This window comes from Pseudomonas sp. efr-133-TYG-23, assembly GCF_030209215.1.
Lineage (GTDB): Bacteria > Pseudomonadota > Gammaproteobacteria > Pseudomonadales > Pseudomonadaceae > Aquipseudomonas > Aquipseudomonas rhodesiae.
On sequence record NZ_JARVSL010000019.1, the window covers coordinates 107,716 to 129,396 of the forward strand.

Sequence of the window (21,681 nt, forward strand, 5' to 3'; positions counted from 1 at the left end):
GCGGATGCCCAGGCGTATAAAGGACTATCTGATTTTATTGAGTGCCGGTTTGTGCTTCAGCATTGCCGTGCCTGCCGCCCCTCCAACGGGCCCGGAATATTTCAATTTATTGAGTCGTGCAGGCTCGGTACAACTGGAAACCCACCTGAACAAGGCTCAACGCCAATGGCTGCAGAACAAACGCGAACTGGTACTGGGCACTGCGGCCCCTGACTACCCCCCTTTTGATCTCACCTCCAGCGGCCGCGACTACGAGGGCCTCACGGCCGACTACGCCGGGCTGCTGGCCAAGGCGCTGGCATTGCCGATCAAAGTGGTGCGCTACCCCTCCCGAGAGGCGGCCATTCGCGCCCTTGAGTCCGGGGAGATCGACTTGCTGGGCTCTTCCAACGGGTTCGAAGCCGCCAACCCCAACCTCACCCTGTCAGAACCCTACGCGGTGGATCAACCGGTGCTGGTCACCCGCGAGGGCGAAACACGCAGCCTCAGCGAGGGCTTGGCGGGGATGCGCCTGGCCCTGGTCTATCACTACCTGCCTCTGGGCGAAGTGGAAAAGCTTTACCCCAACGCGATCATCCGCGCCTATCCCTCTTACCAGAATGCGTTGAATGCAGTGGCGTTCGAACAGGCGGACGTGTTTCTCGGCGATACCATTTCCACCCATTACCTGATCAACAAGGGCTACCTGAAAAACGTGCGCATGGCCAACTTCGGTAAGCACGAAGCCTACGGCTTCAGCTTTGCCCTGCCGCAGCACCAGCACATCCTGCTGAGCATCGTCGACTCCGTCCTGATGGCGGTGCCCATCTCCGAGCGAGAAACCATTGCCAAGCGCTGGAGTGCCGGCAGTGACATTCTGTTGACCGATCAGAAGCTGCAACTGACCCCGCGCGAGGAGCGTTGGCTGAAAGACAACCCAGTGGTCAAAGTCATCGCGAACGAAACCTTCGCACCGCTGACATTTTTCGATGCAGACGGCAACTTCCGCGGCATCACCGCCGACCTGCTGGAACTGATTCGCCTGCGCACCGGCTTACGCTTCGAGATCCAGCGCGGACGCAATGTGAACGAGATGATCGAGCAGGTGGAGGCCGGTGAAGCAGATGTCATCGGCGCGATCGCCCCCAGCCTGCAACGCGAAGGACAGTTGAACTTTACCCGCCCCTACCTGGAAAACTCCTACGTAATGTTGACGCGCAAGGAAGACCAGGCGCCCACCAGTCTGGAACAAATGGCTGGCAAACGCGTGGCGGTAACTCAAGGCAGCCCGCCGATCAAATTCCTGCGCGAGCACTTTCCGCAGATTCAACTGGTAGAAACGGGGGACACGTTCAAGGCAACCGAACTCCTTGCACAAGGCCATGTGGAGGGTGCGGTCAATACCCTGGTGGTCGCCAACTATTTCCTGTCTTCACCGATATTCCAAGATAAGGTCCAGACCAGTTTCAGCATTGGCACCACGCCGGCCACCTTTGCCTTGGCAACGTCCCGGGGGGCCACCGAACTCAGCTCAATTCTCGACAAGGCCCTGCTAAGCATCGCTCCGGACGAGCTGGGGGTGATCAACAGTCGCTGGCGCGGCTATACCGCCGCCTCCGACAGCTACTGGCGCAATTATCATCAATTGATTGCGCGCATCATCATCGGCACCGGCCTGTTGCTGCTGATTTCCCTGACCTGGAACGCCTACATGCAGCGCCAGATCAAGCACCGCAAAATGGCTGAGCGCGCTCTCAATGACCAGTTCGAATTCATGCGCGCCCTGGTCAACGAAACGCCGCACCCGATTTACGTGCGCGACCGCAAGGGCCTGCTGCAGACCTGCAACGACAGCTACCTGCAGGCGTTCGACGTCAAGCGCGAAGAGGTGATCGGCAGGAGTGCGATGCAAATCAGCACCGCCATGGCAGAAGAGGCAGCGCAATACCACGCCGATTATCAGCGTGTGGTGGCTGAGGGCAACCCGCTGATCCTGGATCGCACCCTGCACATACGCGGCAAAAAACTCACTATCTATCACTGGATCTTGCCGTATCGCGATTCGGTGGGCGAAGTCCAGGGCATCATCGGCGGCTGGATCGATATCAGCGAGCGCCGCCAATTGTTCGATGAGCTGCGTGCCGCCAAGGAACGCGCGGACGAGGCCAATCGCGCCAAAAGTACGTTCCTGGCGACCATGAGCCATGAAATCCGTACGCCCATGAACGCAGTGATCGGCATGCTCGAATTGACGCTCAAGCGCGCGGACCAGGGCCACCTCGACCGCCCCGCCATCGAAGTGGCCTATAACTCGGCCAAGGACTTGCTGGAGTTGATCGGCGACATCCTCGATATCGCGCGGATCGAATCCGGCCGCCTGAGCCTGGCGCCGGAACGTGTGAACCTGCGGGAAGTGATCGAATCGGTGGTACGTGTGTTCGACGGCCTGGCCCGCCAGAAAACCCTCAGCCTGATACTGGAGTTCAAGACTGACCTGGACGACACCGAAGTGTTGATCGACCCGCTGCGCTTCAAGCAGGTGCTGTCGAACCTGATCAGTAACGCGATCAAGTTCACCGAGCGCGGTCAGGTCAAAATCAAGGTGGACGTGCTGCCCACCGATCTCGCCCAGCAAGTCGAGATGAAACTGGTAGTGGAAGACACCGGCATCGGCATCAGCCGCGACGATCAGATGCGCTTGTTCGAACCCTTTGCCCAAGCCGACAACTCTGGGCAACTGGCCAGGAGCGGCGCCGGCCTGGGGTTGGTGATCTGCCGCAGCCTGTGCGCCATGATGGGCGGGCAATTGAGCCTGAGCAGCGTGCCCATGGTCGGCACCCAGGTGCATGTCAACCTCAAGATGACACGCCTGCAGCCTGAGCTGGCCGAGGACGAACACCAACCCGAAAGGCCGACCACCGCGCCAGTGCTCAATGTGCTGGTGGTGGACGATCATCCGGCGAACCGCCTGTTGATGTGCCAGCAACTCGGCTATCTAGGCCATCAGTTCACCGCAGCGCAAAACGGCGCGGCGGGTTTCCAGGCCTGGCGTAAGGAGCGTTTCGACCTGGTGATCGCCGACTGCAATATGCCTATCATGAATGGCTATGAACTGAGTCGTTCGATCCGCGAATACGAACAGCGTGAAGGCCTGACGCCCTGTGTGGTACTGGGCTTTACCGCCAACGCCCAACCCGAGGAGAAGCAACGCTGCGCACAGGCAGGCATGAACGATTGTCTGTTCAAGCCCATCAGCCTCACGGCCCTGGAACGGCATTTGGCGCAGATCGGCACGCACCCTGCCGACCAGATCCTAGACCTCGGTAATTTCGAAGCCCTGACCGGCGGCGATCCACAGATGAGCCGACGCCTGCTGGAAGAACTGCTCAACAGCAGCCGCCAGGACCGTCAGGAGCTGATCGCCCTGATGAACGCGCAGGCCTCCTATGAGCAGATCACCGAACAGGCCCACAAGATCAAGGGCGCCGCCCGCATCGTTCAGGCCAATGCGCTGGCGTCACAGTGTGAAACCCTCGAACAGGCCTGCGGCCGCGATGATGATCGGTCTTCGATTGACGCCGGTGTGAAGGCCCTGGAAAAGCTGATGCTGGAGTTGGAGAGGATGCTGCAAGTGCAGCTTCACGCGCTGGATAACCCATAAGGGGGCGGGTCCGCCCCCTCTGGCATCAGCAGTCGGTCAAGCGCAGAAAAATCGCCGCCAATTGCTCGATGCCCTGCTGGTCCTGTTGGGTAAAACGGGCCATCAAAGGACTGTCGAGGTCAAGAACACCAATCAATTGGCCGTTCTTGACCAGCGGGACCACCAGCTCACTGTTGGAGGCGCTGTCACAGGCAATATGCCCAGGGAAGGCATGCACATCCTCGACGCGCTGGGTTTGGCGCGAGGCTGCTGCTGCACCGCAGACGCCCTTCCCGAACGGAATACGCACACAGGCGATCTGCCCCTGGAACGGGCCGAGCACCAGTTCTTCATTGCGATTGAGGTAAAAACCAGCCCAGTTCAAGTCATCCAGTTGGTTGAACAGGAACGCAGAAAACTGGGCACTGTTGGCGATAAAGTCGCGCTCATCGGCTAACAGCGACTCCAGCTGCGCGCAAAGCATGGCATAGCCATCCAGGCCTGTACCGGCGTGTTGCAAATCGATCATGGTTGACGCTCCAACAATTTGAGGCCCACCCAGTAACGGGCGAATTGATACGCGCAACGTCCGTTGCGGTTGCCGCGCCCGGTGGCCCAGCGCACGGCGAGAATATCGAGCGCTTCGTCACGCTGCCATTGCAAACCGGCTTTGCTGGCCAGTTCGCCGATCCAATGCTCCACCACATCCAGGAAATGTTCCTGGGTGAACGGGTAGAACGACAGCCACAAGCCAAAGCGGTCGGACAAGGCAATCTTGTCCTCCACGGCTTCGCTGGGGTGCAGTTCGCCGTCCACGCGCTTCCAGTTATCGTTGTCGCTCTGGTTTTCCGGCACCAAATGGCGACGGTTGGAGGTGGCATAGAGCAGCACATTTTCCGGCGCCTGTTCCAGGGAACCGTCCAGCACGCTTTTAAGCACGCGGTAGTCGCCCTCTCCGGCTTCGAACGACAGATCATCACAGAACAGGATAAAGCGCTGCGGCAGTTTGAGCAGTTGCTCGACCACACGTGGCAGATCGGCCAAGTGATCACGCTCGATTTCGATCAGGCGCAAACCGGCGTTGGCATGCTGGGCCAGCAGGGCACGCACCATGGACGACTTGCCGGTGCCGCGCGAACCCCACAGCAGCGCATGGTTGGCGGGCAGGCCGTCGAGAAACTGCTGAGTATTGCGCGCCAGTTGCTCGCGCTGCTTGTCGACGCCGATCAAGTCGGACAGGCGCATGTCCAGACTGACCTCCAGCGGCAACAGAAACCCGGTGCGCCCCTCGCGTTGCCAGCGCGCGGCCAGGCACTGGTTCCAGTCGATAGCCTGTCGGGGCGCTGGCAGCAGGGGTTCCAGGCGGGCAAGTACTGCATCGGCCCGCTCAAGAAAGGCATTCAATCGAGAATCCACGATTATTCCTCTGGCAAGTTCTTGCAAAAGATGGCGTATTGGCAACCCTGCGACAGACCGCAAGGGGCTGCGTATAAAACGATTCATGCCGGGCAGGCCAGAGCCTGTGGATGTTCAGCTATGCTTGCCGGGCGAAGGGAAACGTGAAGTGGTTCAACACTCGATGGATATCAAGTTCGCCCACCGCTTGTCTTATAAACAAGCCCGATTGACTGTGCTGGTCGGTTTCGTCTTGGGAACCTTGCTCAGTCTGATCCAAATCGGCATTGATTATGCCAGCGAAGACGCATCCATCAACCGTGAAATTCGCTCGCTGATCGAAATCAGCCATAACCCGGCATCGCGTATTGCCTACAACATCGACGCCGAGCTGGCGCAGGAACTCACCTTGGGCCTGCTGCACTCCCCCGCCATCATTCGCGCGCAGTTGATCGACAACAACGGCCTGGTGCTGGCCGATGTAAAACGGCCGCGCAAGGAAAGCACCTACCGCGCCCTCAGCGACCTGATGTTTGGCGCCAATCGCCAATTTGAGGACCGGCTCTACCTGAGCCATATGCCCAACGACTCACTGGGTGTGCTGCGTCTGGACGTCGATACCTACGCTTTCGGCAGCCGCTTCCTGCGGCGCGCCGAGATCACACTGCTCAATGGCTTTGTGCGCAGCCTGCTGCTGACCGGCATCCTGTTGGGGCTGTTCTATGTGATGCTGACCAAACCACTGGTACGCATCATTGGCGAATTGAGCACGCGCAAACACACGCGTCTGGACTGCCCGCCCGGGCACGAAAATGACGAAATCGGCGTACTGGTCACCGTGGCCAACCAGCAATTCGAAAACATGCAGACTGAAATCCAGCAGCGCCGCCACGCCGAAGACCGGCTGACCGAATACCTGGGCCAACTGGAAGATATCGTCTCCGCTCGTACCCTGGAACTCAAGGCCAGTAACCAGCGGCTGAGCCAGTCCAACGACGAGTTGGAGGCGGCCAAAATGCATGCCCTGGGCATGGCTCAGGCCCGCGCGGCGTTCCTGGCGAACATGAGCCACGAAATCCGCACCCCGCTCAACGGCTTGCTGGGCATGATCGCGCTGTCGCTGGACAGCAGCTTGAACGCCGAGCAGCGTCAGCAACTGTCCATCGCCCACGATTCGGGCAAAGTGCTGGTGGAGTTGCTCAACGATATCCTCGACCTGTCCAAATTCGATGCCGGCCAGTTGGAACTGGAGCGCATTCCATTCGATTTGGGCGCGCTGGTGGAAGACACCGCCAACCTGCTGTCGCAGAACGCCGCGCCTAGCGTAGAGCTGACCTGCCTGATCGACCCGAGGTTTCCGGCCCAAGTGCTGGGCGACCCGACGCGCGTGCGGCAGATCGTCAGCAACTTGCTGTCCAACGCCCTCAAGTTCACCCGCTTCGGGCGCGTGGATGTGCGTCTCAGCGTTCAGGAGGGCAAGGTCCACATTGAAGTCTGCGACACCGGCATCGGCATCGCGCAGGAAGCTCAGGTAAAAATTTTCCAACCGTTTACCCAGGCCGGCGCTGGCATCACTCGCCAGTTTGGCGGTACGGGCCTGGGTCTGGCACTGACGCGAAACCTGTGTGAAGCCATGCAGGGGCGCTTGAGCATCAGCTCGGAGGTCGGCTTTGGCAGCCAATTCTGCGCCGAGCTGCCGCTGCCGGCACATTTGCCGGCGGTGCAGCCGCCGCCGCTCAGCGGTGATGTGATCGCCATCACCAATGCCAGCAGCGGCCTCACGGAACTACTGACCACGCTCCTGCCCTACTGGGGGCTGACGCCACGCTGTTACGCCCAGGACCATGATTTGAGCGGAGAAACCCCGGACCTGCTGATCACTGACTGCCCGGAGTGCCTGTTCCGACTGCGGCCGGGCATTACCGCACCGATTCTGGTGGTAACGGCGTACGGCAACTTTATGCCCAGCGAAGAAGTGGCCGCACTCGCGCCGTTGCAGCAACAGGCCCGCCCCTTGAGCCGCAACGCGCTGTATCAGATTCTAAAACGCACCTTGCGCAGCGATGGGCACCTGATCCTCGATCCGATCCAAGTGGAGTCCGCACCTGTAGCGCACCGCGCGCGCATCCTGTTGGTGGAGGACAATCCGGTCAACCAACTGGTGGCCAAGGGCATGCTCAGCAAGTTGGGCTGTGAGGTGGTCGTGGCCGGCCATGGTGGCGAAGCGCTTAAGTGCCTGGAAGAGCAACACTTCGACATGGTGCTGATGGATTGCAATATGCCGGTGATGGATGGCTACGAGGCCAGTCGGCAGATCCGCAGCAGTGGACGCTGGCCGGACCTGCCGATCGTGGCGTTGACCGCCAATGCTATGTCCGAAGAACGCGAACGCTGCCGCGCCGCCGGGATGAACGACTACCTGGCCAAGCCTTTCCGTCGCGAAGAACTCAATGCCCTGCTGGATCTGTGGGTGCCGAAGACGACAGCGCTCTGATCTGCCCAAGCAATTGGTCCAGGCCATCGCGCAGGTCGTCCGCCTGGTTCAGGTCGATGCCGCTGTCGCACAACAGTCGCGTCTTCATCTGGTAAGTCCGCTCGCGCAGATGCACGCCGGCCTCACTCAAGCTCAAATGCACTTCCCGCTCATCCCTGGTACTGCGCTGCCGCTGCACCCAAGCCAGTTGTTCAAGACGTTTGAGCAACGGCGTGAGGGTGCCCGAGTCGAGCATCAGACGGTCCCCCAGCGCCTTGACCGTAGGCTGCGCCGGAGGGGCGTCATGCCACTCCCACAACACCAGCATCACCAGGTATTGCGGATAGGTCAGGCCCAATGGATCCAGCATCGACTTGTAGGCACGGGTTACCGCCCGCGACGCCGCGTAGAGCTTGAAACACAACTGGTTGTCCAGGGCCAGGGACACAAGGGGTGGGTTAGTCATTTGAGCAGGGCTTCGATCTCTTGGGTCAAGTCCTGAGGTTTGGTGGTCGGGCCGAAGCGCTTGACCACCTGACCATTGCGACCGATCAGGAACTTGGTGAAGTTCCATTTGATCCCCTTGGAACCCAGCAAACCGGGGGCCTGCAGTTTCAATTGCACAAATAAAGGATGGGCATCGCTGCCATTGACGTCGATTTTCTTGAACAGCGGGAAGCTGACACCGTAGTTCAGCTCACAGAATTCAGAAATCGCCCCTTCGTCACCCGGCTCCTGCTTGCCGAACTGGTTGCAAGGGAACCCCAATACCACCAGCCCCTGATCCTTGTACTGTTGCCAGAGTTGCTCAAGGCCCTTGTACTGCGGGGTGAAGCCGCATTTGCTGGCGGTGTTGACCACCAGCACGGCCTTGCCGGCGAAATCGGCCAAGGTCTTTTGCTCACCCTTGATGGTGGTGCAGGGAATACTCAGCAGGTTGTCGCTCATGGCTGTGCCTCGTGTCGGGGGAAGAGCCCACAACATAGCGAGCGATTCAATTGCACACAACTTAATTGAGCGCATTGATCATGCTCGATCAGGTTTATGACTGGGAGCGAGCCATCTCGCCACTCACTCCCGACGCGCTACCTACTCACTTCAACGAGGCACCAGATCCAGGCACACCGAATTGATGCAGTAGCGCAAACCGGTCGGTGGCGGACCATCGGGGAACACATGCCCCAGATGCGCATCGCACTTGGCGCAGGTGACTTCGGTACGGATCATGCCGTGGCTGACGTCCCGGATCTCGATCATGGCGCTGTCGGCGATCGGCTCGTAGAAGCTGGGCCAGCCGCAGCCCGAGTCAAACTTGGCCTTGGAATCGAACAGCGGCTCATTGCAGCAAATGCAGTGGTACACGCCGTCCGTTTTGGTGTCGTTGTACTTGCCGCTGAAAGGTCGCTCGGTACCTTTGAGGCGACATACGTTGTACTGCTCCGGATCGAGCATCGCTTTCCATTCTTCAACGGTTTTCTGCAACTTATCCATCGGTACACCTCGGCAACTGAAAAACCCTGATCTGTGTCTTTTCCATGGATCAGGCGGCACGTATGATTGCGCCTCTTCAAAACGCCAGTCTGGCACCCGCGCTACCGGCATTCAAACGTATTTCTGGGTGCGGGCCTCGCAGCCTTCACAGTACGGTAGTGCCCACACCGTCTGGATCGTTCATTTTCAGGATCACATCGCCATGCAGGTCAGCAAATCGAACAAGCTCGCCAACGTCTGCTACGACATTCGCGGCCCAGTGCTCAAGCACGCCAAACGCCTGGAAGAGGAAGGCCATCGCATCCTCAAGCTGAACATTGGCAACCCGGCGCCGTTTGGTTTCGAAGCGCCGGACGAAATCCTCCAAGACGTGATCCGCAACCTGCCCACCGCCCAAGGCTACAGCGACTCCAAAGGCCTGTTCAGCGCGCGCAAGGCGGTGATGCAGTACTACCAGCAGAAGCAGGTGGAAGGCGTCGGCATCGAGGACATCTACCTGGGCAACGGCGTGTCCGAGCTGATCGTGATGTCCATGCAGGCCTTGCTCAACAACGGCGACGAAGTGCTGGTACCTGCGCCTGATTACCCATTGTGGACCGCCGCCGTGACCCTGGCCGGCGGCCACCCCGTTCACTACCTGTGTGACGAAGGCGCCAACTGGTTTCCGGACCTGGCCGACATCAAGGCCAAGATCACCCCGAACACCAAGGCGCTGGTGATCATCAACCCGAACAACCCTACCGGCGCGGTGTATTCCAAGGAAGTGCTGCTGGGTATGCTCGAACTGGCGCGCCAGCACAACCTGGTGGTGTTCTCCGACGAAATCTACGACAAGATCCTGTACGACGATGCCGTACATGTGTGCACCGCCTCCCTGGCGCCGGACCTGTTGTGCCTGACCTTCAACGGCCTGTCCAAGTCCTACCGCGTGGCGGGTTTCCGCTCCGGTTGGATCGCCATCTCCGGCCCCAAGCACAACGCCCAGAGCTACATTGAAGGCATCGACATACTGGCCAATATGCGCCTGTGTGCCAACGTTCCGAGCCAGCATGCGATCCAGACCGCCCTGGGCGGCTATCAAAGCATCAACGACCTGGTGCTGCCACAAGGCCGGCTGCTGGAACAGCGCAACCGCACCTGGGAGCTGCTCAACGCCATCCCTGGCGTCAGTTGCGTCAAACCCATGGGCGCGCTGTACGCCTTCCCACGGATCGATCCGAAAGTCTGCCCGATTCTCAACGACGAGAAATTCGTGCTCGACCTGCTGCTATCGGAAAAACTGCTGGTCGTACAGGGCACGGCATTCAACTGGCCATGGCCGGATCACTTCCGCGTCGTCACCTTGCCGCGCGTGGATGACTTGGAGATGGCCATCGGTCGTATCGGCAACTTCCTGAAGTCTTATCGCCAGTAGTGAAACGTCGCTGTACGGCCGAGATCCGGTCGTACAGCGAGCATCTGGCAACACTTCTATTCCGCCACCCTCCCCACTTACTGCGTTAACCTGTTATTTGCCCCCATCTCCCTATAATCATGGGGAAATATGGCAACTAAGGACAGATATCGAGCGGTGTTTCATGTGGGAAAATCCCTTCAAGGCTCTACATTCATGCTGTAGGACACAGTTTGAAATAGTCGCTCGGTTGAATAGCCCCATGACGCACCTTATATACCCCGCAGTACGCAACATATTAAGCATGAGGAGAACTCTACAACCATGATGCGCATCCTGCTGTTTTTGGCCACTAACCTGGCGGTCGTGCTGATTGCCAGCGTCACCCTGAGCCTTTTTGGCTTCAACGGGTTCATGGCGGCCAATGGGGTTGACCTGAACCTCAATCAGCTGCTGATTTTCTGTGCGGTCTTTGGTTTTGCCGGCTCGCTCTTCTCGCTGTTCATCTCCAAGTGGATGGCGAAGATGAGTACCAGCACCCAGGTCATCACTCAGCCCCGTACCCGCCACGAACAATGGTTACTGCAAACCGTTGAACAGCTGTCCCGCGAGGCGGGCATCAAGATGCCTGAAGTCGGAATTTTCCCGGCCTATGAAGCCAACGCCTTCGCGACCGGCTGGAACAAGAACGACGCGCTCGTTGCCGTGAGTCAGGGCATGCTCGAACGCTTCTCGTACGATGAAGTGAAGGCCGTGCTGGCCCACGAGATCGGCCACGTGGCCAACGGTGACATGGTCACCCTCGCACTGGTCCAGGGCGTGGTGAACACCTTCGTGATGTTCTTCGCACGGATCATCGGTAACTTCGTCGACAAGGTGATCTTCAAGAACGAAGAAGGCCGTGGCATTGCCTACTTCGTGGCGACCATCTTCGCGGAAGTGGTACTCGGCTTCCTGGCCAGCGCCATCGTGATGTGGTTCTCGCGCAAACGCGAATTCCGCGCGGACGAAGCCGGTGCACGCCTGGCCGGCACCGGGGCGATGATCGCAGCGCTGCAACACCTGCGCTCCGAACAGGGCCTGCCGGTGCATATGCCGGACAGCCTGACCGCCTTCGGCATCAACGGCGGCATCAAACAGGGCCTGGCTCGCATGTTTATGAGCCACCCACCGCTGGAAGAGCGCATCGACGCCTTGCGTCGTCGCGGCTGACGGCAACCGGCAATACCGAAAAGGGGCGATCTGATCGCCCCTTTTTAGTGGGCGCGATTTACACCCTGGTCAGTCGGTATGCGCGTTCGTCCAGGCGCGGCACGCCGTCCTGCACGAATTTCCAGCTCTCGCCCAGAATGTCTTGCTCCTCCAGCACTTGCAGCGTCCAGTGCGACGCGAGCAACACCCTCACCTCATCCTGCGTGACCGCAAAGGGCGGACCGGCTTTCAGCGCCTGGTCGTAATCCAAGGTGATTAACAGGCCCTCACAGCCCGCACGCAGGCAACGATTCAAGTGCGCTGCATAACGTGCCCGCATCAACGGCGGCAAAGCGATCAACGCGGCACGGTCATACAACGCAGCGCAGTCGGCCAACACCTCGGCGTCCAATGCAAAGAAGTCACCGCACCACACCTCGATCAACCCAGCCTGATACACCGTGAACGCACCATGCTGATGAATTCGCGGGTGCAGCCCCTGCTCACTGAAGAACGTCTGCACAGCCTGTTCCGATAGCTCCACCCCAAGCACCCGATGCCCCAGACTGGCCAGCCATATCAGGTCCAGGCTCTTGCCGCACAGCGGCACCAACACCTGAGCACCGTGAGCTAGGGCCAGTGAGGGCCAATGCCGCAGCAAATAAGGATTGATGTCGGACTGATGAAAGCCGATCTGGTTGGTCGCCCAACGGTCATGCCAAAACTCAGGTTCCATGGATCACTCCAAAAATTCGATCAAATACTGCTAAAACTTATATTAGATTTAGATCAATGATCTGATTGAAGATGGGCCCATGTTAACGCTCAGGACCCTTCAAATGCTCCCTAGCCTGTTTATCTCCCATGGCTCGCCCATGCTGGCCCTGCAACCTGGCGCCAGCGGTCCTGCCCTGCAGCGCCTCGCCGCGCAATTGCCCAGACCGAAGGCCATTGTAGTTGTGTCGGCCCACTGGGAAAGCGAGGAATTACTGGTCAGCGGCAGTGCCGCCCCGCAAACCTGGCACGACTTCGGCGGTTTTCCCCGCGAGCTGTTCGCCGTGCAGTACCCGGCGCCAGGGGACCCGCAGTTGGCCAGCGAAGTTGTCGCATTGCTCCACGCCGACGGCTTGAATGCGAGAGTCGATGAGCGCCGCCCTTTTGATCATGGCACTTGGGTGCCGCTCTCGCTGATGTACCCGGCAGCCGACATTCCCGTGGTGCAAGTTTCCCTTCCCAGTCGTATGGGCCCTGCCCTGCAAACTCGCATTGGCCACGCCCTTGCGGGCCTGCGCAGCCAAGGCGTGTTGCTGATCGGTTCCGGCAGCATCACCCATAACCTGGGTGAACTGGACTGGCACGCGGGACCGGAGAGCATCGAGCCCTGGGCGCGGGAGTTCCGCGATTGGGTGGTGGATAAACTGGCGGCCAATGATGAAGCGGCCCTGCATGACTACCGTCGCCAGGCGCCCTATGCCGTGCGCAGCCATCCGAGCGACGAACACCTGTTGCCGTTGTTCTTCGCGCGTGGCGCCGGCGGCACGTTCGGTGTGGCGCACCAAGGCTTCACGATGGGCGCGCTCGGCATGGACATCTACCGATTCGACTAACCGTAAAGTCAGGCAAAAAAAATCCCCGAACCAGTCGGGGATTTTTTATTTTCGATCAATCAGCCCAAGGGCCGATCAATCTTCGCGGTAGCGACGCAGCTTCAGCTGCTTACCGGCAACGCGAGTGTCTTTCAGCTTGGCCAGCAGTTTTTCCAGACCGTCTTCCGGCAGCTCCACCAGGGAGAAGCTGTCACGGACCTGAATGCGACCGATAGCCTCACGCGCCAGGCCACCCTCGTTGAGGATAGCGCCCAGCAGGTTCTTGGCAGCGATACCGTCACGCGCACCCAGCGCGGTACGGCAACGGGCACGGCCTTCGGCCAATGGCACCGGAGCGCGACGCTCACGATCACCACGGTCCGGACGGTCGCCGGAACGCTCTGGACGATCACCGCGCGGGGCGCTGTTCGGAACCAGTGGGCGTTCTTTCTCTATGGCGGCCAGGGTCAGGGCCTGACCGTTGGTGGCCTTGCGCAGCAGTGCGGCGGCCAGAGCACGCGGGGTGCAACCGATATCGGCGGTCAGGCGGTCCAGCAAGTCGCCGTGGGTCGATTCAGCGTCAGCCACCAGGGGTGCCAGGCTGTTGGTCAGTTTCTTGATGCGGGCATCGAGAACGGCCTGGGCATCCGGCAGGCGGACTTCGGCCACCTTCTGACCGGTCACACGCTCGATCACTTGCAGCATGCGGCGCTCACGCGGCGTCACCAGCAGCAAGGCACGACCTTCGCGACCGGCACGGCCGGTACGGCCGATACGGTGAACGTAGGATTCCGGATCGTACGGCATGTCAACGTTGAACACGTGGGTGATACGTGGAACGTCGAGGCCGCGAGCAGCAACGTCGGTCGCCACAACGATGTCCAGACGGCCATCCTTGAGGGAGTCGATCACGCGCTCACGTTGGTTCTGGGCGATGTCACCGTTCAGCGCAGCGGCCTTGTAGCCTTTGGCTTCCAGGGCACTGGCCAGATCCAGGGTCGCTTGCTTGGTGCGCACGAACATGATCAGGGCGTCGAAGTCTTCGACTTCCAGCAGGCTCAATACAGCCGAGGTCTTCTGGTCAGCGTGAACCAACAGGTGAGCCTGTTCGATCGCGGTAACGGTCTGAGTCTTGGTCTGGATCTTCACGTGCTCCGGATCGCGCAGGTGGCGTTCGGCAATGGCACGGATCGACTGAGGCAGCGTGGCCGAGAACAGTACGGTCTGACGGGTGGCTGGCAGAGCCTTGAAGATGACTTCCAGATCGTCCATGAAGCCCAGCTTCAACATTTCGTCAGCTTCGTCGAGAACCAAGTGGTTCACGGTCGACAGGACTTTCTCGTCACGACGCAGGTGGTCGCACAGACGGCCCGGGGTGGCGACAACGATCTGTGCGCCATTACGGATGGCTTTCAGTTGTGGGCCCATCGGCGCGCCGCCGTAAACGGCCACAACGGTTACACCAGGCATTTGCTTGGCGTAGGTTTCAAAAGCGGTTGCTACTTGCAGCGCCAACTCACGGGTTGGCGCCAGGATCAGGGCTTGCGGTTCGCGCTTGGCAGGATCGATGCAATGCAGGATAGGCAGGGCAAACGCGGCGGTTTTACCGGTACCGGTTTGCGCCTGGCCAATCATGTCCTTACCGGCCATGATGATTGGGATCGATTGCTGCTGAATAGCCGAAGGTTCTTCGTAGCCGGTCGCTGCGACGGCTGCAAGAATGTTCGGATTAAGATTAAAAGCGGCGAAGCCGCCGGTTTCCTGGGTCATGGGTCTGCCTCTGAGTGCATCCGCAAAGACCCATGCTCCAAAGCTGCGCATGCCGTGTTGAGACTCAAGAGTCGCCCTGGCTGCTTTGTCGGCGGGGATTTGCGAAAACGAATGAATGAAAAAGATTCGTCAAGGGAGAGTCCGCTGTGCGGACGTGCAGCCGAAGCTGACTTCGGGGAATTGCGCTACCTAAACGCGGCCCGGTTAAAGGCCGGCGCGCACTATACCGGAAATAGCTGAAAAAGGGAGCTTTTTTTATCGGAGAACACCGATAAACCGCAGTGCCTCACCACTTTTGCAGATCACACCGGCAGGGTCTATTTTTCAGAGGCCCGGTCCTGCTGGTCAGAACGCTTAAACGGTTCACCTGACCTTCAGGCCCCTTCGGTCTGAAACCTTCCTCCACACCCGAGGGTTCGTCCCATGAATCAAGCCAGCAGTAGCCGCGTCAGTCGTGAACTTCTGGGACATGTCCTGCTGCTGGGGCTTGACCGGGTGGCCAAGCGCAACGCCTTTGATCTGGATCTGCTCAATGAGTTGAGCCTGGCCTATGGCGAATTTGATCGAAACGACCAGGCACGAGTGGCGGTAGTGTTTGCCCACGGCGAGCACTTCACCGCCGGCCTGGACCTGGCCAATGTCAGGGCGGTGATGGCCGGCGGCTGGCAACCTCCGTTGGGCGGCTGCGATCCCTGGGGCGTGTTCGCCGGCCCCAGGGTGAGTAAACCGGTCATCGTCGCAGCACAAGGCTACTGCCTGACCATAGGCATCGAGCTGATGCTGGCGGCGGATATCAACCTGTGCGCAAGCAACACGCGCTTTGCGCAAATGGAAGTGCAACGTGGGATCTTTCCGTTCGGCGGTGCGACATTACGCTTCCATCAGATCGCCGGCTGGGGCAACGCGATGCGCTGGTTGCTCACTGGCGATGAATTCGACGCCCACGAGGCCCTGCGCCTGGGTCTGGTGCAGGAGGTCATGGCCAGCGAAGACCTATTGCCCCGCGCCATCGAGCTGGCCAACCGCATCGCACGCCAGGCACCGCTGGGTGTGCAGGCCACCTTGATGTCGGCACGCCAGGCGCGCATCGAGGGCGAAACCGCTGCCGCCGCCGCGTTACCACCGCTGGTCGACCAGTTGCTCAACAGCGAGGATGCCAGGGAAGGCGTACGCGCCATGCTCGAAAAGCGCCCCGGCGTGTTCAAAGGTATGTAGACGACTAAGTAGCCGGCCGAATCGCCTTGATCAGCGGCTGCAACGAGTACCCCAATCGCACTGCCAGCGCTTCGGCGCGAGCCGAGAGTGCTTGCATGTCCAGCTCTTGATCCAATTCCGACGGCACCAACAGGATGACGTTGCCCTCCTTCACCGGCAATTCCCAGTAATGCCGGTGATACAAACCGCGCAGCAACGCCGCGCCCAGCGGTTTGCCGTCGTCGGTGGCCCACTGGTTGATCACCAGCCAGCCGCCGGCGTTGAGTTTCTTCTGGCAGTTCTCCAGAAAGGCCCACGCCAGGTGCCCAACGCCGGGGCCCACATCGGTATACAGGTCGACGAACACCAGATCGGCCGGTTCGGCGCTTTCCAGCAACTCCAGGGCATCGCCGATGCGGATATACAGGCGCGGATCGTCGTCCAAACCCATGTATTCGATGGCCAGGCGCGGCACATCGGGGCGCAGTTCGATGGCTTCGACATCCTCCAACGGCAGGAACTTGAGGCATGCCTGGGTCAGCGTACCGGCGCCCAGGCCAAGGAACAGCGCGCTCTCGGGCTGCTCGTGGCACAACGCGCCGATCAGCATGGCGCGGGTGTAGTCGTACTCCAGCCAGCTCGGGTCGGCGGTGAACACACAGCTTTGCTCGATGGCATCGCCGAATTCGAGAAACCGGTAGTCGGCCACTTCGAGCACTCGGATCATGCCGAAGTCATCATGGACCTCGGCCAGCACGCGCTCGACACGCTCCTCTGTCATCACTGCTCCTAAAGGGTTTACCGCTGGGCAAAGGCGCGATTGTCGGCCAACCGGCGGCAACAGGTCACGCACTAATTGCTGATAACATTGGCGCCCGACCGTCAATCAGCCAATCGAGTTCAAGATGAGCCAACCGTGGAGCCCCGAGAGCTGGCGCGCCCTGCCGATCCAGCAACAACCCCAGTACCCGGATGCAGCGCACCTGTTGCAAGTGGAGCAAAGCCTGTCCAGCTACCCGCCGCTGGTGTTCGCCGGGGAAGCCCGCGAGTTGCGCCGTCAGTTTGCCGAAGTGACCCAAGGCCGCGCCTTCCTGTTGCAGGGCGGTGACTGCGCCGAAAGTTTTGCCGAGTTCTCCGCCGCGAAAATCCGCGACACCTTCAAGGTGCTGCTGCAGATGGCCATCGTCATGACCTTCGCTGCCGGTTGCCCGGTGGTGAAAGTCGGGCGTATGGCCGGTCAATTCGCCAAGCCGCGCTCGGCCAACGATGAAACCATCGATGGCATCACCCTGCCCGCCTACCGAGGCGATATCGTCAACGGCATTGGCTTCGACGAAAAAAGCCGCGTGCCGGACCCGGAGCGGCTGCTGCAGTCCTACCACCAGTCCACCGCCACCCTCAACCTGCTGCGCGCCTTCGCCCAGGGCGGGTTTGCCGACCTGCACCAAGTGCACAAGTGGAACCTGGACTTCATCGCCAACTCCGCGCTGGCCGACAAATACAGCCAACTGGCCGACCGCATCGACGAAACGTTGGCGTTCATGCGCGCCTGCGGCATGGACAGTTCGCCGCAACTGCGCGAGACCAGCTTCTTCACCGCCCACGAAGCGCTGCTGCTCAATTACGAACAAGCCTTCGTGCGCCGTGACAGCCTGACCAACGATTACTACGACTGCTCGGCCCATATGCTGTGGATCGGTGACCGCACCCGTCAGTTGGATGGCGCCCACGTCGAGTTCCTACGCGGGGTGAATAACCCGATCGGCGTCAAGGTCGGCCCAAGCATGGACCCGGACGATCTGATCCGCCTGATCGACATTCTCAACCCGGACAACGACCCCGGCCGCCTCAACCTGATTGCGCGCATGGGCGCCGGCAAGGTCGGCGACCACCTGCCCAATCTGATCCGCGCCGTGCAGCGCGAGGGCAAGCAAGTGCTGTGGAGTTCCGACCCGATGCACGGCAACACCATCAAGGCCAGCAGCGGCTACAAGACCCGGGACTTTGCGCAGATCCTGGCGGAGGTGAAGGCATTCTTCCAGGTGCATCAGGCCGAGGGCACCTATGCCGGCGGGATTCATATCGAGATGACCGGGCAGAACGTCACCGAATGCATCGGCGGCGCCCGGCCGATCACCGAGGATGGTTTGTCAGACCGCTACCACACCCACTGCGACCCACGGATGAATGCCGATCAGTCGCTGGAGCTGGCGTTCCTGATTGCCGAGACGTTGAAGCAGGTCAAACGCTGAGACTGGGCCGACGCCCTCGTGGGCAAGCCCACTCCCACAGGGAATGCATTGCAATCGAACCCTGCATTCCAATGTGTGGGCTTGCCCACGATGAGGCCCTAACGGCCAACATCCAAGCCGATCATCGCACTGCGCAATCGGTCGGCACTGGGCCTCTGGCAATTGAGTTGTACCTGCTGCAACCCCAGCCAGCCGGCCATCTGGCGCAAATTCACGGCCAACGCCTGCATCCCCTCCTCGTCCAGACCTGGCGCTTCTTCGTGCACTGCATGCACCGCCAGGCGTGAGTGGGCGCGTTCGGCGCGCAGGTCAACCCGGGCGGCGATGCATTCATTGTGCAGAAACGGCAGCACGTAGTAGCCGTACACGCGCTTGTGTTGCGGCGTGTAGATCTCCAGGCGGTAACGGAAATCGAACAGACGCTCGGTGCGGCTGCGCTCCCAGATCAGCGAATCGAACGGCGACAGCAAGGCACTGGCCGGCACTTTGCGCGGCACGGTTGGGGCTGGCAGGCAGTACGCCGGTTGCTTCCAATCCTGCACACGACAACTGAGCAGCTGGCCCGCTTCCACCAGTTCGGCAACGCGAATGCGGCTGTCGGCGGGGTCCAGACGAAAGTAATCGCGCAGGTCTTTTTCAGTACCCACCCCCAACGCGGCGGCGCTGTGCAACAACAGGCCACGTTGCGCTTCAGCTTCACTCACCTGGGTGTTCAGGATGGCGTCGGGGATCACCCGTTCAGGCAAATCGTAGAGGCGCTCGAACCCACGCCGACCGGCAACGGTGACCAGGCCCGCAGCAAACAGCCATTCCAGCGCGTGCTTTTCGTCACTCCAGTCCCACCACGGGCCGGCACGTTCCTCGCGGGTCGACAGACTGCCGGCACCCAGCGCGCCCTGTTGTTCCACCGTCTTCAGCACGCGCTGGATAACGGCTTGCTGTTCGCGGCCAAAGCGCGCCATCTGCGTATAAATGCCCTGCCCCTGCTGAGCCCGTGCCATGCGCCAGCGCAGCAATGGATACAACGCCATGGGCAGTAATGAGGCTTCGTGCCCCCAATATTCGAACAGCGAACGTCGCCGCCCCTGGCTCCAGGCGGCGTGCTCCAGCAACGCCGGTGAGTACTGGCCTAGCCTGGAAAACAATGGCAGGTAATGGGAACGCACCAGCGCATTGACAGAGTCGATCTGCAACACCCCGAGTCGCTCGATCAAGCGATTGACATGGGTGGCCTTGACCAACGCCGGCGGCTGACGCCCGGAAAACCCTTGGGCTGCCAGCGCCAGGCGTCGCGCTTGTTTGAGGGAAAAACACAGGTCGGCAGGCATGGCAGTCTCCGTGGGGGCTCGCCGCCTACCCTACTGCATCCATGGTTATTTTCGCAGCGGGTCCTGCCAGAAATGCTGATGACGCTCGCGCTCCACATCGGCGCGGTTGAGGCCGATGTCCTTCAATGCGTCATCGCTCAAGCTCGCCAGCAACCGACGCTCCTGATGCAGTACCTGCCAACGGCTCAGCACCTGAAATAGCCCGGCAAACGGGCGTTTCGCCAACAGCACAAAACCTTTCTGACCTTTCATCTCGTCACCCTCCCTTGGGGATGACGCCAGTGTGTGCTTGGCACTATGATCAATCCAACGAATGTTTCTTATGCAATCCATCTCGGAGATTGATCAATTGTCCGGTTACCCAAGCATTGATACGGATGTGCTGCGCACCTTCGTCGCCATCGCCGATCACGGCGGGTTCACCCGCGCTGGAGAGCTGGTCAACCGCACGCAGTCGGCGGTGAGCATGCAGATGAAGCGCCTGGAGGAAGACGTGCTGCAGCGCAAACTGTTCGAGCGCGATGGCCGCCAAGTGCGGTTGACGCCCGAGGGCCAGGTGTTGCTGGGGTATGCGCGACGCATCCTCAAGCTGCACAGCGAAGTGTTCAACACCTTGCGCGAGCCGCATATGGTGGGGCTGGTGCGCATCGGCACGCCCGACGACTACGTAATGCGGTTCCTGCCGGGCATTCTCAAGCCGTTTTCCAAGGCATACCCGTTGATCCAGATCGAGATGCACTGCGAGTCGTCCACGGTGTTGATGCAGCGCCGGGACCTGGCATTGACCGTGGTCAGCCGCGAGCCGGGCCATGAAATCGGCGAGCTGCTGCGTACCGAACGCATGGTGTGGGCGGCATCGCCGTGCTTTTGCGTGGACGAACATGATGCGCTGCCGCTGGCGGTCTCCGGCACCGATTGCGTCTATACCCAATGGACCTGCGCCGCGCTGGAGGCGGCCGGACGGGACTACCGCCTGGCGTATCACAGCTCCAACGTCGCGGCGATCCAGGCGGTAGTGAATGCCGGGCTGGCGGTGATGATCTGCATGGAAAGCCTGGTGACCGAGGAACTGCGGGTACTGGGCAGCGACGAAGGCTTCCCGCCGCTGCCGTCGATGAACCTGCACCTGTTACGCAACGCCAGCATGACCTCGCCGATCACCGAGTGCCTGGCCGATTACATCCGAGAGGGCTTCAGACTTTAAACGTCAGCATCACCGCGCACACCACCAGGAAGGCGCAGAACAGGCCGCGTAGCAGGCGTTCCGGCATGGCATGGGCGACCTTCACGCCCCAACTGATGCTGAGCAGGCCGCCGATGGCCAGCGGCAAGCCGATCATCCAGTCCACTTCGTGGTGCCAGGCGTAGGTCACCAGGGTCACGCCAGTGCTGGGCAGCGCCAGCGCCAGGGACAATCCTTGGGCGACCACCTGCGTGGTGCCGAACACGCTGGTCAGCACCGGCGTGGCGACCACGGCGCCGCCCACTCCGAACAAGCCCCCCATGGACCCGGAAGCCGCGCCCAGCACGCCAAGCCAAGGCCAGGCGTAGCGCATCTGCGCGCTGGCTGGTGCGTTGCGCGTGAACATTCGCACCAGGTTGTAGGCCGACAGCACCAGCAAAAACACGATAAAGCCGATGCGCATCGCTCCGGCGTCCAGGCCGACCGCCCAGATCGATCCCAGCCAGGCGAAGATAAAACCCATTACGCCCAAGGGTAAGGCGTGGCGCAATTCGATGCGATTGCGCTGATGATAGCGCCACAGCGCCAGCATCACATTGGGCACCACCATGACCAGCGCGGTGCCCTGGGCAATCTGTTGATCCAGGCCGAACAGCACGCCGAGCACCGGGATAGCAATCAGCCCACCGCCAATGCCGAACAACCCGCCGACCGTGCCGAGGGCTGCGCCCAATACCAGATAAATCGCTAAATCCAACACCGCGCATTACTCCACCAACCCAAGACCTCGCATGCTACGCAGTCGC

19 protein-coding genes are annotated in these 21,681 nt (G+C 60.5%); 8 read left to right on the forward strand and 11 right to left on the reverse strand.

Translation table 11 applies throughout. The annotated features are described in order from the left end of the window. Positions 1-4: 4 nt before the first annotated feature. The gene (locus QRN41_RS13225) at positions 5-3,640 is read left to right on the forward strand and encodes a transporter substrate-binding domain-containing protein (RefSeq protein ID WP_167417590.1); all 3,636 of its coding nucleotides are present in this window, start codon (positions 5-7) and stop codon (positions 3,638-3,640) included. A gap of 25 nt (positions 3,641-3,665) precedes the next feature. Here QRN41_RS13225 and msrC read toward each other — a convergent pair whose 3' ends face one another. Continuing rightward, a complete protein-coding gene (gene msrC / locus QRN41_RS13230) occupies positions 3,666-4,148 on the reverse strand; it encodes a free L-methionine (R)-S-oxide reductase MsrC (RefSeq protein WP_034096608.1) in 483 nt (160 codons plus the stop codon). Further along, on the reverse strand, positions 4,145-5,035 hold the full coding sequence (locus QRN41_RS13235) for an ATP-binding protein (RefSeq protein WP_034096607.1): 891 nt from the start codon (positions 5,033-5,035) through the stop codon (positions 4,145-4,147). The genes msrC and QRN41_RS13235 overlap by 4 nt, the downstream gene beginning before the upstream one ends. A gap of 163 nt (positions 5,036-5,198) precedes the next feature. On the opposite strand from QRN41_RS13235, the gene QRN41_RS13240 reads away from it, so the two are divergent. Continuing rightward, positions 5,199-7,508, forward strand: a complete 2,310-nt coding sequence (locus QRN41_RS13240) for a response regulator (RefSeq protein ID WP_167417591.1) — start codon at positions 5,199-5,201, stop codon at positions 7,506-7,508. On the opposite strand, the gene QRN41_RS13245 is transcribed toward QRN41_RS13240, so the two are convergent. The 3 genes from QRN41_RS13245 to msrB all read right to left on the reverse strand — a co-directional run bounded on the left by QRN41_RS13245 (position 7,462) and on the right by msrB (position 8,978). Continuing rightward, positions 7,462-7,953: a MarR family winged helix-turn-helix transcriptional regulator gene (locus QRN41_RS13245; RefSeq protein ID WP_167417592.1), complete on the reverse strand. Its 492-nt coding sequence runs from the start codon at positions 7,951-7,953 to the stop codon at positions 7,462-7,464. The genes QRN41_RS13240 and QRN41_RS13245 overlap by 47 nt on opposite strands. Beyond that, a complete protein-coding gene (locus QRN41_RS13250; RefSeq protein WP_167417593.1) occupies positions 7,950-8,435 on the reverse strand; it encodes a glutathione peroxidase in 486 nt (161 codons plus the stop codon). The genes QRN41_RS13245 and QRN41_RS13250 overlap by 4 nt, the downstream gene beginning before the upstream one ends. Before the next feature lie 150 nt (positions 8,436-8,585). Continuing rightward, complete coding sequence (msrB, locus tag QRN41_RS13255) at positions 8,586-8,978, reverse strand: peptide-methionine (R)-S-oxide reductase MsrB (protein WP_034096603.1); 393 nt, start codon at positions 8,976-8,978, stop codon at positions 8,586-8,588. A 202-nt stretch (positions 8,979-9,180) separates the two neighbouring features. Between msrB and QRN41_RS13260 the strand changes: the two genes are divergently transcribed. Together QRN41_RS13260 and htpX are read left to right on the forward strand one after the other, a co-directional pair. Further along, positions 9,181-10,392 (forward strand): pyridoxal phosphate-dependent aminotransferase, encoded by a 1,212-nt coding sequence (locus QRN41_RS13260; protein ID WP_213549160.1) that lies wholly within the window; start codon positions 9,181-9,183, stop codon positions 10,390-10,392. A gap of 303 nt (positions 10,393-10,695) precedes the next feature. Further along, a complete protein-coding gene (gene htpX / locus QRN41_RS13265) occupies positions 10,696-11,583 on the forward strand; it encodes a protease HtpX (protein ID WP_034096601.1) in 888 nt (295 codons plus the stop codon). 58 nt (positions 11,584-11,641) lie between these two features. Here htpX and QRN41_RS13270 read toward each other — a convergent pair whose 3' ends face one another. Beyond that, positions 11,642-12,298: a thiopurine S-methyltransferase gene (locus tag QRN41_RS13270; RefSeq protein ID WP_034096600.1), complete on the reverse strand. Its 657-nt coding sequence runs from the start codon at positions 12,296-12,298 to the stop codon at positions 11,642-11,644. A gap of 103 nt (positions 12,299-12,401) precedes the next feature. On the opposite strand from QRN41_RS13270, the gene QRN41_RS13275 reads away from it, so the two are divergent. Next, positions 12,402-13,169, forward strand: coding sequence for a DODA-type extradiol aromatic ring-opening family dioxygenase (locus tag QRN41_RS13275; protein WP_034112660.1), 768 nt, complete (start codon positions 12,402-12,404; stop codon positions 13,167-13,169). Positions 13,170-13,244: 75 nt separating this feature from the next. Here the strand turns inward: QRN41_RS13275 and QRN41_RS13280 are convergent, their stop codons facing one another. Then, positions 13,245-14,918: a DEAD/DEAH box helicase gene (locus tag QRN41_RS13280; RefSeq protein ID WP_014717677.1), complete on the reverse strand. Its 1,674-nt coding sequence runs from the start codon at positions 14,916-14,918 to the stop codon at positions 13,245-13,247. A 423-nt stretch (positions 14,919-15,341) separates the two neighbouring features. Here QRN41_RS13280 and QRN41_RS13285 point away from each other — a divergent pair, with 423 nt between their 5' ends. Then, positions 15,342-16,133 carry a crotonase/enoyl-CoA hydratase family protein gene (locus tag QRN41_RS13285; protein ID WP_034137517.1) on the forward strand — a complete coding sequence of 264 codons (792 nt, stop codon included), beginning with the start codon at positions 15,342-15,344 and terminating at the stop codon, positions 16,131-16,133. Positions 16,134-16,137: 4 nt separating this feature from the next. Here the strand turns inward: QRN41_RS13285 and QRN41_RS13290 are convergent, their stop codons facing one another. After that, complete coding sequence (locus QRN41_RS13290; protein WP_167417595.1) at positions 16,138-16,893, reverse strand: spermidine synthase; 756 nt, start codon at positions 16,891-16,893, stop codon at positions 16,138-16,140. Between the two features lie 124 nt (positions 16,894-17,017). Between QRN41_RS13290 and QRN41_RS13295 the strand changes: the two genes are divergently transcribed. Beyond that, entirely contained in the window at positions 17,018-18,364 is a 1,347-nt protein-coding gene (locus tag QRN41_RS13295) for a class II 3-deoxy-7-phosphoheptulonate synthase (RefSeq protein ID WP_034137515.1), read from the forward strand. 98 nt (positions 18,365-18,462) lie between these two features. Here the strand turns inward: QRN41_RS13295 and QRN41_RS13300 are convergent, their stop codons facing one another. Continuing rightward, positions 18,463-19,692: a winged helix-turn-helix domain-containing protein gene (locus QRN41_RS13300; RefSeq protein WP_285421649.1), complete on the reverse strand. Its 1,230-nt coding sequence runs from the start codon at positions 19,690-19,692 to the stop codon at positions 18,463-18,465. A gap of 45 nt (positions 19,693-19,737) precedes the next feature. After that, on the reverse strand, positions 19,738-19,944 hold the full coding sequence (locus QRN41_RS13305; protein WP_034137513.1) for a DUF1127 domain-containing protein: 207 nt from the start codon (positions 19,942-19,944) through the stop codon (positions 19,738-19,740). A gap of 70 nt (positions 19,945-20,014) precedes the next feature. Between QRN41_RS13305 and QRN41_RS13310 the strand changes: the two genes are divergently transcribed. Beyond that, the gene (locus QRN41_RS13310) at positions 20,015-20,896 is read left to right on the forward strand and encodes a LysR family transcriptional regulator (protein WP_034137512.1); all 882 of its coding nucleotides are present in this window, start codon (positions 20,015-20,017) and stop codon (positions 20,894-20,896) included. On the opposite strand, the gene QRN41_RS13315 is transcribed toward QRN41_RS13310, so the two are convergent. Next, positions 20,886-21,635 carry a sulfite exporter TauE/SafE family protein gene (locus QRN41_RS13315; protein WP_285421650.1) on the reverse strand — a complete coding sequence of 250 codons (750 nt, stop codon included), beginning with the start codon at positions 21,633-21,635 and terminating at the stop codon, positions 20,886-20,888. The two genes, QRN41_RS13310 and QRN41_RS13315, sit on opposite strands and share 11 nt — an antisense overlap. Between the last annotated feature and the right edge of the window lie 46 nt (positions 21,636-21,681).

What these genes read in the sequence shown, in the direction of transcription:
- QRN41_RS13225 (WP_167417590.1), top strand. Translation starts at nt 5, where the DNA reads ATGCCCAGGCGTATAAAGGACTATCTGATTTTATTGAGTGCCGGTTTG.
- msrC (WP_034096608.1), bottom strand. Translation starts at nt 4,148, where the DNA reads ATGATCGATTTGCAACACGCCGGTACAGGCCTGGATGGCTATGCCATG.
- QRN41_RS13240 (WP_167417591.1), top strand. Translation starts at nt 5,199, where the DNA reads ATGGATATCAAGTTCGCCCACCGCTTGTCTTATAAACAAGCCCGATTG.
- QRN41_RS13245 (WP_167417592.1), bottom strand. Translation starts at nt 7,953, where the DNA reads ATGACTAACCCACCCCTTGTGTCCCTGGCCCTGGACAACCAGTTGTGT.
- QRN41_RS13250 (WP_167417593.1), bottom strand. Translation starts at nt 8,435, where the DNA reads ATGAGCGACAACCTGCTGAGTATTCCCTGCACCACCATCAAGGGTGAG.
- msrB (WP_034096603.1), bottom strand. Translation starts at nt 8,978, where the DNA reads ATGGATAAGTTGCAGAAAACCGTTGAAGAATGGAAAGCGATGCTCGAT.
- QRN41_RS13260 (WP_213549160.1), top strand. Translation starts at nt 9,181, where the DNA reads ATGCAGGTCAGCAAATCGAACAAGCTCGCCAACGTCTGCTACGACATT.
- htpX (WP_034096601.1), top strand. Translation starts at nt 10,696, where the DNA reads ATGATGCGCATCCTGCTGTTTTTGGCCACTAACCTGGCGGTCGTGCTG.
- QRN41_RS13270 (WP_034096600.1), bottom strand. Translation starts at nt 12,298, where the DNA reads ATGGAACCTGAGTTTTGGCATGACCGTTGGGCGACCAACCAGATCGGC.
- QRN41_RS13275 (WP_034112660.1), top strand. Translation starts at nt 12,402, where the DNA reads ATGCTCCCTAGCCTGTTTATCTCCCATGGCTCGCCCATGCTGGCCCTG.
- QRN41_RS13280 (WP_014717677.1), bottom strand. Translation starts at nt 14,918, where the DNA reads ATGACCCAGGAAACCGGCGGCTTCGCCGCTTTTAATCTTAATCCGAAC.
- QRN41_RS13285 (WP_034137517.1), top strand. Translation starts at nt 15,342, where the DNA reads ATGAATCAAGCCAGCAGTAGCCGCGTCAGTCGTGAACTTCTGGGACAT.
- QRN41_RS13290 (WP_167417595.1), bottom strand. Translation starts at nt 16,893, where the DNA reads ATGACAGAGGAGCGTGTCGAGCGCGTGCTGGCCGAGGTCCATGATGAC.
- QRN41_RS13295 (WP_034137515.1), top strand. Translation starts at nt 17,018, where the DNA reads ATGAGCCAACCGTGGAGCCCCGAGAGCTGGCGCGCCCTGCCGATCCAG.
- QRN41_RS13300 (WP_285421649.1), bottom strand. Translation starts at nt 19,692, where the DNA reads ATGCCTGCCGACCTGTGTTTTTCCCTCAAACAAGCGCGACGCCTGGCG.
- QRN41_RS13305 (WP_034137513.1), bottom strand. Translation starts at nt 19,944, where the DNA reads ATGAAAGGTCAGAAAGGTTTTGTGCTGTTGGCGAAACGCCCGTTTGCC.
- QRN41_RS13310 (WP_034137512.1), top strand. Translation starts at nt 20,015, where the DNA reads ATGCAATCCATCTCGGAGATTGATCAATTGTCCGGTTACCCAAGCATT.